The sequence below is a fragment of the Bifidobacterium felsineum genome (assembly GCF_002802915.1).
Lineage (GTDB): Bacteria > Actinomycetota > Actinomycetes > Actinomycetales > Bifidobacteriaceae > Bifidobacterium > Bifidobacterium felsineum.
Genome location: NZ_PEBJ01000001.1, coordinates 660,054 through 673,112, shown reverse-complemented (window position 1 = coordinate 673,112; position 13,059 = coordinate 660,054). Strand labels below are relative to the sequence as shown.

Here is a 13,059-nt window from a genome sequence, read left to right as displayed (position 1 = left end):
CTAAGCCCCATTTTGCGTACGATTCGCGCGAAAAGTGCAGGGAAAGCCCCCATATATGCGAAAAGGGCCCGCATAAGCGAGCCCTTTCGGCAGTAATCAGTCCTGACCCAAGTCAGGAATCAGATCAGTTGTGGAAGCCGGAGTAGTTCGGAGCCTCCGCGGTCATCACGATGTCGTGCGGGTGGGATTCGCGCAGACCAGCGTCAGTGATGCGGATGAACTGGCCACGTTCCGGCATTTCGGCAATGTTGTGGGCGCCGATGTAGAACATGGACTGGTGCAGGCCACCGAGCATCTGGTAGAGCACGGCGTTCAGCGGTCCGCGGTACGGCACTTCACCTTCCACGCCTTCCGGCACGACCTTGTCGCTGGAGGTCACGTCGGCCTGGAAGTAACGATCCTTGGAGTAGGACTTCTTGCCACGCGGAGCCATGGCGCCGAGGGAGCCCATGCCGCGGTACAGCTTGTACTGCTTGCCGTGCAGGAGCACCTTCTCGCCCGGGGCTTCCTCACAACCTGCAAGGGCGCCACCGAGCATCACGGAGGATGCACCGGCGACCAAAGCCTTGGCGATATCACCGGAGTAGTGGATGCCACCGTCGGCGATGCACGGCACGCCAGCGGCACGGCAGGCCTGAGCGGCCTCGTACACGGCGGTGAGCTGCGGCACGCCAACACCGGCGACCACGCGGGTGGTGCAGATGGAGCCTGGGCCGATACCGACCTTCACGGCATCAGCGCCAGCGTCGATCATGGCCTGGGCGCCGGAACGGGTGCCGACGTTGCCGCCGATGATCTGAACGTTGTCGAATGCGGAGTCGTGCTTCAGACGGGAAATCATGTCGAGAGCCAGGCGAGCCTCGCCGTTGGCGGTGTCGACCACGAGCACATCAACGCCGGCTTCCATCAGAGCGGAAGCGCGCTGCCAAGCGTCACCGAGGAAGCCGACGCCGGCGGCCACGCGCAGGCGGCCCTGCTCATCCTTGGTGGCATCCGGGTACTGCTCGGTCTTGACGAAGTCCTTCACAGTAATCAGGCCGGTCAGGTGACCTTCGGAGTCGACCAGCGGCAGCTTCTCGACCTTGTGCTGGGCGAGCAGACGGTGGGCGTCATCCTTGGAAATGTTGGACGGACCGGTGACCAGGTTCTCCTTGGTCATCACATCCTTGACCTTCAGGGTGTCGTAGTCCTCGGAGGCGATGAAGCGCATGTCACGGTTGGTGATGATGCCGACGAGCTTGTTTTCCTTGTCGACAACCGGCAGACCGGAGATGTGGAACTTGCCGCAGAGCTTGTCGAGATCAGCCAGGGTGACTTCCGGGCTGACGGTCAGCGGGTCGGTGATCATACCGGACTCAGAGCGCTTGACCACATCGACCTGAGCGGCCTGATCGTCGATGGAGAGGTTGCGGTGGAGCACACCAATGCCGCCGTTACGAGCCATGGCAATGGCCATCTCGGACTCGGTCACGGTATCCATGGCTGCGGAAAGCACCGGGGCCTTCATCGTGATCTTGCGGGTCAGATGGGTGCTGGTATCCACCTCGGAAGGAATGACATCCGTCTCGTTCGGCAGCAGCAGCACATCGTCATAGGCAAGACCGAGCTTGGCGAAAATCGGGGGAAGGGGGGCGTACGCCGATTGGGCGTTCAATTCATCAAGGTTTGTAGCCATGTAAACACTATATGAACATGCGCTGACCTAACGCGACACACTCCTGTTAGCGGTCACAATATTGCCAAGATTAACCCATGTAAGCCCGGGCTACTTGCGTGATTCCATACTCTGGCCCGAGTTTTGATCCGCACTTTGGCGATTCACCTGGCCATGCTGTTCACCAGACTCAGCCTCAATCGTCGGCTTTCCCGGCTTCCCAGACGGCATCGCCGCATGCTGCGCGCCTTCGCGTGCCGCTTCCATGGCACGATTCTCCGCCTGCATTTCAGGAATGCGATGTTTGAGATACGGATACATGGTGGCCACGGTCAGCACCACCACTGCCACCGCCATGCCAATCAACACATATCGCGCCCTGAAGAACAGAATCATCAACGAGCCGAAAGCAATAAGCGCAGCCCAGCCCCATAGAATCGTCACGGCGCCACGCACCGAGTGACCAATGCGCAGCATACGGTGATGCAAATGCATGCGGTCGGGGTGCATTGGCGACTGCCCCTTGGCCAGTCGTCGCACAATTGCCAGGCACATATCCAGCACCGGTAGGAACAGCACCAGAATCGGCAACAGAATCGGCATAAACACCGGCAGATAGATACTGGGGTGAATGGATGCTGGATCAAGACGACCGGTCATCACAATCGAAGCGCAGGTAATGAGATACCCCAGCAACATCGAGCCGGAATCACCCATGAACAATTTGGCGGGATGCCAATTATGCAGAATGAAGCCCACGCAGATGCCGACCATCATCACATCAATCAACGTGGCCAGCGACGCATAGCTGGGCGAATAGCGCGCGATGATATAGGAGTAAATCGCGAATGCGATGCCGCCAATGGCCACAATGCCGGAAGCCAAGCCGTCAAGGCCGTCCACAAAATTCACGGCATTGATGGATGCCACAATCAGGAATGCGGTGATCGCCATCGACAAGCTAGGCGAAGCGGTAATCAGCGACCCACCGAGCGGCAGGGAGATGATCTGCAGACCACCCCACGCTACAAACACTGAGATGAGCAGCTGACCGGCGAGCTTGAGCATCCAGTCCAAATCCCACAAATCATCGGCCATACCGAGCAGGCTGATCATAATTCCACCGGCCAGAATCACCCACATCTGGTAATTTCCGGTAAACAATCCAGACAAAAACATCGTTTTACTGGCGAAAATGGTGGCCACCGTAAAACCAATGAGCATGGCGAGGCCACCCATGCGAGGCGTCGGAATCGTATGCACATCGCGTGCACGCACCTCACCCACGGCCCCGATTTCAATGGCCACATGGCGAATCAGCGGCGTCACCAGCCAAGTCACGCCGCCCGCAATAGCCGCAATCAGCAGATAGATTCTCACGCGCCCAGTCCTCCGCCGTTCAGGTGAAGAGCCTTGCGAATCACGCTTTGCGCAATGACTCCCTCACGCAGGATTTCAATGCCGTCACGCCCATACGGGTCGGCCTTCACCACAGTGCTGGACACGTGCCCTGGGGTAGGGCCGCCGTCCAGATACAAATCAACATCATCGCCGAATGCCCGCTTGGCTTCTTCGACGCTTTGCGCGCTTTCCTCGCCCGAACGGTTCGCGCTGGATGCGGCAAGCGGACCAGTGGCGCGCAGAATATCGAGGCACAGCATCGAATTGGGAATACGAATGCCTTGGGTTCCCGGCCGCCCATCGCCGGTATCAGCCAAAGTGGCCAGCGTGCAGTCTGGACGGGCCACGGCGATCGGCGAGAACGCACCAGGCAGGAAAGCCGCGGACAGACGGTTCAGCGGCGACGGCAAATCAAGTCCAAGTTCATCAAGCTGATCAATGGACGCCAGCAGCACCTGCAATGCCTTATACCTCGGGCGATGCTTCAGTTCATACACGCGGCTGATGGCTTCACGGTTGCGCGGATCGCAGGCCACACCATACACGGTATCCGTAGGAATAACGACCAGTCCACCTTCACGCACAACACGCGAGGCCAATGCCAGCGACTCATCCGTGACTTTCAATGTTTGCGTGGACACCATGTTCCTACCATCTCCGTTCACTACCGTATGCAACAATCTACCATTGCATCATCGAACCACGACGTGCGTCAAGCATACGCACCCTGGCGCCTTATATGTTCCCAGCCCTAGCGCTCCATCACACGGTCAGTAAATCGCCGCCACTCCCCTACGTCTATACAATGGACTCGATTTTTGTTTCTCAAGGCAGATAAAGGAGTGACGCTGTGAGCATTGAATCCTCGAACGAATTGCCTCCCGTCGAGCCACGCATGCCGCGTGCCAGCGAACGTGAGGAAATGCTGGCCGGTAAACTGTACAATCCCGCCGACCCTGAGCTTGTTGCCCTGCGCGACAAGGCAGCCGACCTCTGCACGCGGTTCAACGCCACTTCTCGTGCCGACCATGCCACCCGTAACGCAATACTTGACGAACTGCTGCCTGGCCATGGCAAGGGACTGGATGTGCTCGGCCCAATCTTCTTTGATTATGGCTGCAACACCACTATCGGCGAGCGCGTATTCGCCAACTTCAACTTCACCGTGCTCGATTGCAATCCGGTGACCATCGGCGACGACGTGCTCTTCGGCCCGAATGTTTCCCTGCTACCGCCGATGCATCCGCTGCGCTGGCAGGATCGCAATGTGCGTCAGGCTGCGGATGGTTCGATGTATGACTATGAATATGGCAAGCCGATTGTGATTGGCTCGAACTGCTGGTTCGGCGGCAACGTAACGGTAATTGGCGGTGTGACAATCGGTGAGGGCTGCGTGATCGGCGCTGGATCTGTGGTGACGCGCGATATTCCGCCGCACACAGTAGCCGTGGGCAATCCCGCACGCCCAATCAAGGAAATCACCGACAAGGATGCATCCGTTCTGCAGTATTACGCGCAGTGAGCGTTCATATTCAACGATAATTGTGGGATGCAATTGCATTTTTGGCATAAATGCAATTGCATCCCACTGCTATAACGCGATACTTATTGGCACTCATCTAAAGAATGGCGGATTTCCAATGATTTCTCTAGTGAGCGTGTGGGACGTATATGCAAAAACGCTCGGATTGCGGCTGCATCCCGTTACTCCGTGGGATACAACCGCAATCCAGGCGATAATGCGCTTGCGTCCCATAAAAACCCGCACATAATACAAACGTGGAGCCAGCCGAGAACCGCTACCTCTGCGCAAACAGGTACCGGTCGCGACCAGTCCAATCCTTGCCGGTGGAGGCGTTGACGAATCCGGTGGCCCGTGCATAGGCCACGAGTCGGTCGCCTTGGCTGATGTCGTGCTCCATAACCAGTGCACCTCCAGGTTTGAGCAGGCGGAAAGCCCGTTCGATGATGCGTTCGGGAATCAATGTGCCATCCGCAGAACCGCCATATAACGCCAATTCCGGATCCCAATCGCGTACTTCAGGCTGCTCGGGAATATCAGTTTCGGGAATGTACGGCGGATTGGTGATCACCATATCCACCGTGCCATCAAGCTGAGCCAAAGTAGTCAATGACGTGGCGTCGCCGATTTCCAGCTGATAATTCGAGGCGATAGAAGGACACAGCTTCGCCGTACGCACCAGATTCTTCTGCGTCCACTCGGCGGTCCGCGGCGAGAGCTCCACAGCCCACACCTGACTACCCGGTACTTCGGTGACCACGGCAAGGCCAATCGCACCGGAACCGGCACATAGGTCGACTACACGCGGATGCATGAGCCCATGCTGGGTCATCCAATCAAGTCCGGCCTGCACTACGGTTTCGGTTTCCGGACGTGGGATGAACACACCGGGACCCACTTCCAAATCCAAATATCTGAACGGCGCATGGCCCACGATATATTGCAACGGCTCACGTTTGGCACGGCGTTCAATCATCGCTTGGAATCGAGCATCGTCAAAGTCGACCGGCTCCCCCATCAACAGCGACTTGTCAATATCGCGCAACTCAACGCCTGCAGCCTCTGCCAGCAGCAGCTTCGCATCATGCTCGGGCGTTTCAATGCCCGCGTCACGCAGTCGAGCCGCCGCCTCATGAATCACATCGCTGGTGGTCACAACCGGTTCCTTCCCGAATATGGAACTACGTTATTCGGCAAGGTTTTGGCTGACATATGTGATGTCCGACCGTAAGGACTTGGCCTGAGCGGCCCGGAGCGTGTCGGGCATCATATATGTCAGCCAAAACCGCACATCGATTACTTCTGATTGGCCAGACGCTCGGCTTCGTCAGCTTGGATGTCCGAATCGATGACAGCTTGCAGATCACCATCGAGCACGGCATCCAGATTGTATGCCTTGTAATTGGTGCGGTGATCGACGATACGATTCTCCGGGAAGTTATAGGTGCGGATTCGCTCGGAGCGGTCCAGTGAACGCACTTGGGAGTGGCGCATATCGGCCGCTTCGGCGGCTTCCTGCTCATGTTTCATGGCGAGCAGGCGGCTCTTCAGCACACGCAGGGCGGCAGCACGGTTCTGGATCTGCGACTTCTCATCCTGCATGCTTACCACAATGCCGGTGGGAATGTGGGTCATACGCACGGCGGAATACGTGGTGTTCACCGACTGACCACCAGGGCCGGAGCTCATGAAGATATCGATCTTCAGGTCCTTCGGATCGATTTCGATCTCATCGTCGTCTTCATCGGCTTCCGGGAACACGATCACGCCAGCGGCGGAGGTCTGGATACGGCCTTGCGATTCGGTGACCGGCACGCGCTGCACTCGATGCACGCCACCTTCATACTTCATCGACGCCCATACACCGTCTTCCGGAGCAGGGGTTCCCTTGGCGCGGATGGCAATCTGCACATCCTTGACACCACCAAGTTCGGTGGTGTTCTCGGACTGAATGTTCACGGTCCAGCCACGCTTTTCGGCGTAACGGGTATACATGCGCAACAGGTCGCCGGCGAACAGTGCGGCTTCCTCACCACCGGTACCGGCCTTGATCTCCATGATGGTGTCGCGCGCATCGTCAGGGTCTCGAGGAATCAATGCGGTGCGCAACTTCTCTTCAGCAGCAGGCAACTCACCTTCCAAGCGCTTGGCTTCCTCGGCGAAGTCTGCGTCTTCACTGGCCATTTCCTGAGCGGCTTCAAGATCGTCCCTGATCTGCAGCCATGCTTTGTAGGCGCTCACAATAGAGCCGAGTTCGGCATGACGACGACCCAGCTTGCGCAACTTATCGGGATTGGACACGATTTCGGGGCTGGCCATCTGTTCTTCGATGGACTGGTACTCCTCGAGTGCGGTTGCCGCCGCCGGGAACTGTTCGTCTGCCATAACGTTTCTTTCCAAAGTCAACAATCAACTAACAATAATCAGTCAGCAATTACTGCTCAACGGTTTTCAGATGCGTATAGATACAAAAACGCCAGTCCTTGGAAAGCATGCCGAAGCATGCCAAACCCATCGGACTGGCGTAAAGTATGCTACTTGCTCTTCTTGCCGTAGCGCTTCTCGAAGCGAGCAACACGACCACCGGTGTCGAGAATCTTCTGCTTGCCGGTGTAGAACGGGTGGCACTGAGAGCACACGTCAACGAACATGTGATCTTCCTTGCCAGCGGTGCGGGTCACGAAGGTGTTGCCGCAAGAGCAAGTCACCTCAACGGGGTGATAATCAGGATGAATACCCTGCTTCATTGTACGTCTCCTATGGATTCGGGGGACCCGGGTCGCAATGCCCCTATGGCATAGCGTGAACCGGAACCTGACAGATAATACTCGCGTACATGGACGTGCGCCAGTCACATGTGCGATAAGTGAAAATGAGTGGGGCCGCAGGGGCTTGAACCCTGGACCGGGCGATTATGAGTCGCATGCTCTAACCGACTGAGCTACGGCCCCACATTGGTTTGCATCGGCAAAAGCCAACTTGGATAGTGTAGCACAAGCCCGCTGCCCAACAGTCATTACGCTTTGGAATCCGTTTCGATGTACGCCAGCGGATTCTCGATAAAGCGTCGTAGACCCATTTCCGCCGCACCATATAACGACGGATGTTCCGCCACCGGCGGCACCGACACATGAATCTTCACATTCGGATATCCCAGAATCTCGGAACGAAGTCGGCCTTCCAGAATATTGCTCAGTTCATCACCGAAGTGCGTCCATAGACCACCGAGCAACACAGTATCCACATCCATCATGTTTACAGCCGAAGCGATGGCGGAAACCAATGCGTCCGCAGCCTGCTCCACCACTTTGGATACGACCGGGTCGCCCATGCGCCAGCGACGCAGGAACTCCGCGATGCCCTCGGCAGACGTAGCGTCCTCATCTTGGGCGATTCCCGCGGACTCCACCAACGCGCGGCGGCCGGCAAACGCCTCCAGACACCCATGACGGCCGCAACGGCACAGCGGCCCGTTCATGGATACCGACAAATGGCCTATTTCCCCGGCAAATCCGTGCGAACCGGTGACCACGGCGCCATCGCGCACCACAGCGCCGCCAATACCGATGTCAGTCGAAAGATAGATGAACGAATCCATGCGATCGACGACGTTCAGGAAATCCGCCCTTTCGGTGGCATAGCCCGGAATCTGGGCGATAGCAGCCATTTTCGCCTCATTGCCCGCCACCACATCGAGCCTACGGACCACATTGAATCGGGTCAGGTTCACATTTTCCCAGCCAAGGTTACGAGCCACGAGCAGCCACATGTCATCCGTGACAATACCCGGCAACGCGAGCCCCGCGCCCACCACCTTGCAACCGCGGCGCTTGAGTCGGCGTTCAATGGGAAAAGTCATCGCATCGAGCTTGGCGAATATCTCATAAGGATCAGTGCCGGTCATATCCTCGCTGACCCATTCCTGACCCAAGGTATCGCCGTTGAGGTCAAGGGCAAGGCATCCGTAACCATCAGTGTTGATCTGCAAACCTATGCCGGCCACGCTGCCGCCGCGAATCCTCAATGGCGTGCTCGGGCGTCCATATGCGGTAGACACCACCGGTTCACCTTCATAGATGATATTGCCATCGAGCAACATGGACGACAGCAACGACATTGTCGCTTTAGTCAGACCGGTCTCCTTGGCCAAATCAGCACGGCTCATCGGATGATCGGCCCGCAACAGGGCATCAAGCGTCACCGAGAGATTATGGTTGCGCAAATCTTCCTGATTGATTCTGCGTAGATTCGCCATCGTTACCTCACCTCTTTGTCGCCCGCTGATAGAACCGCCCGTGAGCGTTCACAGTTACTTGTCCAATATGTATTATGCGCCATCGAGCACATTCGAGACCGCACCATTGCGTGTTCCCGTTTGCATTCAAGCGTTGCAATACAGTATAGTTTAATCGTCTAACTTATTGATCAGGACGCGCCGAATACAAGCGCTTCAGCCTCATCGAGGAGGATTTTATGGCAACTACATTGGTCGCCGGCGTTGATACGTCAACCCAATCAACAAAAGTTCGTGTTACGGACGCCGCAACCGGCAAACTCGTTCGCTTCGGCCAAGCCAAGCATCCGGACGGCACCTCGGTCAACCCGGAATTCTGGTGGAAGGCATTCCAGGAGGCCGCCGAACAGGCCGGCGGGCTGGACGACGTGGCAGCTCTGGCCGTGGGCGGCCAGCAGCATGGCATGGTAATTCTGGACAAGCAGGGCAACGTTATCCGTGACGCCATGCTGTGGAACGACATCAGCTCTGCGCCACAGGCTGCAGCACTGATTGAAAAGCTCGGCGAGGCACCGGCCGAGGACGGCGAACCTGAAGACGTGGTCGCCCGCGGCAAGCAGCGTTGGGTCAAGGCTGTCGGCTCCTCCCCCGTGGCCTCCTACACCCTCACCAAGGTGGCTTGGGTGGCCGAAAACGAGCCGGAGAACGCCAAGAAGATCGCAGCCGTCTGTCTGCCACATGACTGGCTGAGCTGGCGCATCGCCGGTTATGGCCCGGTGGCCGAAGGAGAGGACGCCCATCTCGAGGCTCTGTTCACCGACCGTTCCGACGCTTCCGGCACCATTTATTACGATGCCGCTCACAACGAGTACCGCCGTGACTTGATTGCCATGGTGCTTGCCGCCGCCGAAGGCGAGGAAGCCGCCAAAGCCCATGCCGACGCCATCGTGCTGCCCACTGTGCTTGGCCCGACCGAGGCCGCAGCAGTCAAGGCTTCTCCAGCCATCGCCGGTAAGAATGTTGAAGGCGGATGCATTCTCGGCCCCGGCGGCGGCGATAACGCCATGGCCTCCCTTGGCTTGGGCATGGCCGTCGGTGATGTCTCTATTTCTCTGGGTACTTCCGGCGTCGCTGCTGCCATCGCCGAGAACCCGGTCTATGACCTGACTGGTGCCGTATCCGGCTTCGCCGACTGCACTGGCCATTATCTGCCGCTGGCTTGCACTATCAATGGCTCTCGCATCCTGGACGCCGGCCGCGCAGCCCTCGGCGTGGACTACGACGAGCTGGCCAATCTGGCCTTCAAGTCCGAGCCGGGTGCCGGCGGCATCACGCTGGTGCCATACTTCGACGGCGAGCGCACGCCGAACCGCCCGGACGCCACCGCCTCCCTGACCGGCCTGACCCTGCACAACACCACCAAGGAGAATCTGGCCCGCGCATTCGTAGAGGGTCTGCTGTGCTCCCAGCGCGATTGCCTCGAGCTGATTCGTTCGCTCGGCGCCCAGATCAGCCGCATTCTGCTGATTGGCGGTGGAGCGAAATCCGTGGCCATCCGCACGCTGGCACCCTCCATTCTCGGCATGGAGGTTACCCGCCCGGCCACCGACGAGTACGTGGCCATCGGCGCTGCCCGTCAAGCTGCTTGGGTACTTTCCGGCGAGGCTGAGCCGCCGACCTGGGAGCTCAATATCGAAGGCGTGGAAACCGGCGAACCGACCGAGGCCGTGTACGAGGCCTACGCGAAGGCTCGCGGCTGATCACAGCGTTGCATGCGGCCTTCCCTGCAAGATAAACTGAACACGCTACCGCCGTGGTGGGCAACCGTTAACAGCTCGGTTGCCCGCCACGGCGGTTTTGCGTTCGGCTGCTAGTCACTTGGCGTCGTCACAATCCATCAAACTCGCTATAATCAATGCGTTTGAATAAGTCTGGAGATTCTTATGAATAATCGCTCCCGTATGATGTTGTACGCCCTGACCTCCGTGGCTTGTGTGGTTTGGATCTATCAGTCCGTGAAGGAATCCATGTTGGACGGCACCATCATCAGCACATCTAACATCATCTTCCTCATATGCATCGGCATCGCCGCCATCTACTGCGCCGCCAACGCATTGATTATCTGGTGGCGTCAACCAGGCAAGGATGATGACGAAGAATCCGCAACAGACACCGAGGAAGACGAGGAATCCACGGAGGCATCCAAAGACTCCAAGACGGATTCTTCCACTGCAGAGCATTCTTCTCACATCGACAATAAGTAACTATTCACCATAAAACGGCAGGTACCCCATATGGCGGCCTGACGCTTTACTAGCATCGTTTTCAGGCACAACACGGCATAGAAACATAGAAGTCTGTGTACCTTACACAAGGAGCATCAATGGAAGCAACCGCAACCATGTCAATCATCATTAGCATCGTATTGGGCGTTATCTGCATTCCCTGCGGCCTGTTCCTGGGGCTTATCCCAATGAAGGCCGATCAGGTCACCGCCAAGCAATCCAAAGCATCGCAGATGATGTGCTTCGTCATCGCCCTGGTGTTCATTGGCCTGCTGGTCGCCGGCCGTGACCTCGAAACCTGGGGCATCGTCATCGGATTGGTCATCGGCTTCGCCATCGGTAAGATTCCGGCGCTGCACACCTGGGCCGTGAACAAGTGGCCTTTCCTTGAGCCCAAGAAGCCCGCTGCCAAGCCGAAGCGCGTCAAGAAGACCAACAAGAAGTAATCGTCTTCCTTCATACCTTTCAATAACCAATAACCGGCGCTATGTATGCGGCCCGACGAAGACCCCGCATACATAGCGCCGTTTCTATTGCTTTAATCCTCACTATGTATGCGATGCACTGGTTCCACCGCATACATAGTGAGGATTGCGGGCTCACAGACCGCATGCAAGGGCGCGCATGCACGGAAAAAGGGACGTCACATTCATGACGTCCCTTTCGGAGGAGGAGGGAACCAAGCAAGTTCCTATCCCCGTAGTAGCCGGGCGCACACCCCGGCTACCAGGTGCAACATCAGCCCTTCTTCTTCTTGGAGAGCAGATCGTAGGCCACAGCAGCGATCACGACGAGACCCTTGATGGTCTTCACCCAGGCGGCATCCACGCCCATGATGGACAGGCCCTGGTTCAGAACACCCATGATGAGTGCGCCAACCATAGCGCCCGGGATGGTACCAATACCACCGGTAACGGCCGTGCCACCGATGAAGCAGGCGGCGATGGCGTCCATCTCGAACTCCATACCGGTCTGGGCGGAAGCGGAAGCCAGGCGGGAGAGGGTGATAATGGAGGCGATGGAGACCAGGAAGCCCATGTTTAGGAAGATCTCGAAGTCGACCTTCTTGGTGTCGATACCGGAGAGGATGGCGGCCTTGCGGTTGCCACCAACGGCGTAGACATTACAGCCGAAGACCATGCGGTTCAGGACGAAGTAGTACACGCACACCAGCACACCGATGATCACGAGCACGATCGGGATACCACCCTGGGTGGCGTTGCCGGACATAGCCAGCAGGTAGGTCACGTAGCCAATGGCGAGGGCGGCGACCACGCACTTCAAGATCACAAAGCTCATCGGCTGGGCCGGCAGACCGTTCTTGACGGCCTTGGCGCGCTTGGTCAGCTGGCTCCAAATCACGAGCACGATGGCGGCGATACCGACGATCAGTGCGGTCAATGCGAATGGTCCAACGAAGATGGTCGGGATGTAATCCTTGGAGATGGAGCGGAATGCGGCGTTGGAAACCGGGATGGATTCGCCGGCGACGACGGTGGCGAGACCGCGGAAGATGAGCATGCCGCCCAAGGTGGTCACGAAGCCAGGGACTCCGACGTAGGCGACCCAGAAGCCATGCCATGCGCCAATGGCCAGACCGATGACAATCATCAGAAGGATGGCGGCCCACCACGGAACGCCATGTTTCATGGCCAGTGCGCCGACGCCGCCGATGAAGGCCACCACGGAGCCCACGGACAAATCGATGTGGGTTGCGATGATGATCATCAACATACCGATGGCAGCGATAAGCACGTATGCGTTCTGCTGGAACAGTGCCACCACGTTATTCGGGTTCAGCAGACGTCCACCAGTCAGGATCTGGAAGACGACGATCACCAGCACGAGGGCCAGGTAGATGCCGTAGGAGCGCATGTTGCCCAGCAACAGGGACTTGAGGCTCTGTTCCTCTCCGCCCTTCTTTGCGGCGGGGGTTGCGGTTGCAGTAGACATTTTCAGCAAT

Annotated in this window: 12 protein-coding genes and 1 tRNA gene; 4 read left to right on the top strand and 9 right to left on the bottom strand. The window is 57.8% G+C overall.

Annotated features, from left to right (window positions below; genetic code table 11):
- Window positions 1-124: 124 nt before the first annotated feature.
- The 3 genes from guaB to CSQ86_RS02800 all read right to left on the bottom strand — a co-directional run bounded on the left by guaB (window position 125) and on the right by CSQ86_RS02800 (window position 3,699).
- Window positions 125-1,675, bottom strand: a complete 1,551-nt coding sequence (gene guaB, locus CSQ86_RS02810; RefSeq protein ID WP_033891953.1) for an IMP dehydrogenase — start codon at window positions 1,673-1,675, stop codon at window positions 125-127.
- A 90-nt stretch (window positions 1,676-1,765) separates the two neighbouring features.
- Window positions 1,766-3,034 (bottom strand): MraY family glycosyltransferase, encoded by a 1,269-nt coding sequence (locus tag CSQ86_RS02805; RefSeq protein ID WP_243387573.1) that lies wholly within the window; start codon window positions 3,032-3,034, stop codon window positions 1,766-1,768.
- Window positions 3,031-3,699 (bottom strand): L-threonylcarbamoyladenylate synthase, encoded by a 669-nt coding sequence (locus tag CSQ86_RS02800; RefSeq protein ID WP_100493559.1) that lies wholly within the window; start codon window positions 3,697-3,699, stop codon window positions 3,031-3,033. The genes CSQ86_RS02805 and CSQ86_RS02800 overlap by 4 nt, the downstream gene beginning before the upstream one ends.
- Before the next feature lie 251 nt (window positions 3,700-3,950).
- On the opposite strand from CSQ86_RS02800, the gene CSQ86_RS02795 reads away from it, so the two are divergent.
- Window positions 3,951-4,577 carry a sugar O-acetyltransferase gene (locus tag CSQ86_RS02795; protein ID WP_100493759.1) on the top strand — a complete coding sequence of 209 codons (627 nt, stop codon included), beginning with the start codon at window positions 3,951-3,953 and terminating at the stop codon, window positions 4,575-4,577.
- A 277-nt stretch (window positions 4,578-4,854) separates the two neighbouring features.
- Here CSQ86_RS02795 and prmC read toward each other — a convergent pair whose 3' ends face one another.
- From prmC to CSQ86_RS02770, 5 genes are all read right to left on the bottom strand, one after another.
- A complete protein-coding gene (gene prmC / locus CSQ86_RS02790) occupies window positions 4,855-5,733 on the bottom strand; it encodes a peptide chain release factor N(5)-glutamine methyltransferase (protein ID WP_100493558.1) in 879 nt (292 codons plus the stop codon).
- 140 nt (window positions 5,734-5,873) lie between these two features.
- Window positions 5,874-6,962: a peptide chain release factor 1 gene (gene prfA, locus CSQ86_RS02785; RefSeq protein WP_100493557.1), complete on the bottom strand. Its 1,089-nt coding sequence runs from the start codon at window positions 6,960-6,962 to the stop codon at window positions 5,874-5,876.
- Window positions 6,963-7,111: 149 nt separating this feature from the next.
- Window positions 7,112-7,324: a 50S ribosomal protein L31 gene (gene rpmE / locus CSQ86_RS02780; protein WP_044089693.1), complete on the bottom strand. Its 213-nt coding sequence runs from the start codon at window positions 7,322-7,324 to the stop codon at window positions 7,112-7,114.
- A gap of 130 nt (window positions 7,325-7,454) precedes the next feature.
- Window positions 7,455-7,528: transfer RNA gene (locus CSQ86_RS02775), tRNA-Ile, on the bottom strand.
- 65 nt (window positions 7,529-7,593) lie between these two features.
- Entirely contained in the window at window positions 7,594-8,832 is a 1,239-nt protein-coding gene (locus tag CSQ86_RS02770; protein ID WP_100493556.1) for an ROK family transcriptional regulator, read from the bottom strand.
- 218 nt (window positions 8,833-9,050) lie between these two features.
- On the opposite strand from CSQ86_RS02770, the gene CSQ86_RS02765 reads away from it, so the two are divergent.
- The 3 genes from CSQ86_RS02765 (at window position 9,051) to CSQ86_RS02755 (ending at window position 11,542) form a co-directional block, all read left to right on the top strand.
- Window positions 9,051-10,571, top strand: coding sequence for a xylulokinase (locus CSQ86_RS02765; protein WP_100493555.1), 1,521 nt, complete (start codon window positions 9,051-9,053; stop codon window positions 10,569-10,571).
- Between the two features lie 183 nt (window positions 10,572-10,754).
- Window positions 10,755-11,075: a hypothetical protein gene (locus CSQ86_RS02760; RefSeq protein WP_240542297.1), complete on the top strand. Its 321-nt coding sequence runs from the start codon at window positions 10,755-10,757 to the stop codon at window positions 11,073-11,075.
- A 119-nt stretch (window positions 11,076-11,194) separates the two neighbouring features.
- A complete protein-coding gene (locus CSQ86_RS02755; RefSeq protein ID WP_100493554.1) occupies window positions 11,195-11,542 on the top strand; it encodes a hypothetical protein in 348 nt (115 codons plus the stop codon).
- 292 nt (window positions 11,543-11,834) lie between these two features.
- Here CSQ86_RS02755 and mmsB read toward each other — a convergent pair whose 3' ends face one another.
- Window positions 11,835-13,049, bottom strand: coding sequence for a multiple monosaccharide ABC transporter permease (gene mmsB, locus CSQ86_RS02750; protein WP_100493553.1), 1,215 nt, complete (start codon window positions 13,047-13,049; stop codon window positions 11,835-11,837).
- Between the last annotated feature and the right edge of the window lie 10 nt (window positions 13,050-13,059).